The sequence below is a fragment of the Pseudoduganella aquatica genome, assembly GCF_009857595.1.
Classification (GTDB): domain Bacteria; phylum Pseudomonadota; class Gammaproteobacteria; order Burkholderiales; family Burkholderiaceae_D; genus Rugamonas; species Rugamonas aquatica_A.
Genome location: NZ_WWCU01000104.1, coordinates 1 through 1,089, shown reverse-complemented (window position 1 = coordinate 1,089; position 1,089 = coordinate 1). Strand labels below are relative to the sequence as shown.

Here is a 1,089-nt window from a genome sequence, read left to right as displayed (position 1 = left end):
GTGTGGAACTAAGTATGCGACAAGTAGGGCGGGACACGAGAAATCCTGTCTGAATATGGGGGGACCATCCTCCAAGGCTAAATACTCGTAATCGACCGATAGTGAACCAGTACCGTGAGGGAAAGGCGAAAAGAACCCCGGGAGGGGAGTGAAATAGATCCTGAAACCGTGTGCATACAAACAGTAGGAGCGGACTTGTTCCGTGACTGCGTACCTTTTGTATAATGGGTCAGCGACTTACATTCAGTGGCAAGGTTAACCAGATTGGGGAGCCGTAGAGAAATCGAGTCCGAACAGGGCGCCAGTCGCTGGGTGTAGACCCGAAACCAAGTGATCTACCCATGGCCAGGTTGAAGGTGCGGTAACACGCACTGGAGGACCGAACCCACTAATGTTGAAAAATTAGGGGATGAGCTGTGGGTAGGGGTGAAAGGCTAAACAAACTTGGAAATAGCTGGTTCTCTCCGAAAACTATTTAGGTAGTGCCTCAAGTATCACCATCGGGGGTAGAGCACTGTTATGGCTAGGGGGTCATCGCGACTTACCAAACCATTGCAAACTCCGAATACCGATGAGTGCGAGCTTGGGAGACAGACGTCGGGTGCTAACGTCCGGCGTCAAGAGGGAAACAACCCAGACCGCCAGCTAAGGTCCCAAAGATTGGCTAAGTGGAAAACGAAGTGGGAAGGCTAAAACAGTCAGGATGTTGGCTTAGAAGCAGCCATCATTTAAAGAAAGCGTAATAGCTCACTGATCGAGTCGTCCTGCGCGGAAGATGTAACGGGGCTAAGCCAGTCACCGAAGCTGCGGATATCCGCAAGGATATGGTAGGAGAGCGTTCTGTAAGCCTGCGAAGGTGTCTTGTAAAGGATGCTGGAGGTATCAGAAGTGCGAATGCTGACATGAGTAGCGATAATGGGGGTGAAAAGCCCCCACGCCGTAAGCCCAAGGTTTCCTGTTCAACGTTCATCGGAGCAGGGTGAGTCGGCCCCTAAGGCGAGGCAGAGATGCGTAGCTGATGGGAAGCAGGTTAATATTCCTGCACCGTCGTATGATGCGATGGGGGGACGGATCGCGGAAGGTTGTCTG

Annotated in this window: 1 rRNA gene; it reads left to right on the top strand. The window is 52.1% G+C overall.

The window, feature by feature from the left end:
• Positions 1 to 1,089: ribosomal RNA gene (locus GTP77_RS29710) — 23S ribosomal RNA — on the top strand; the annotation flags it as partial.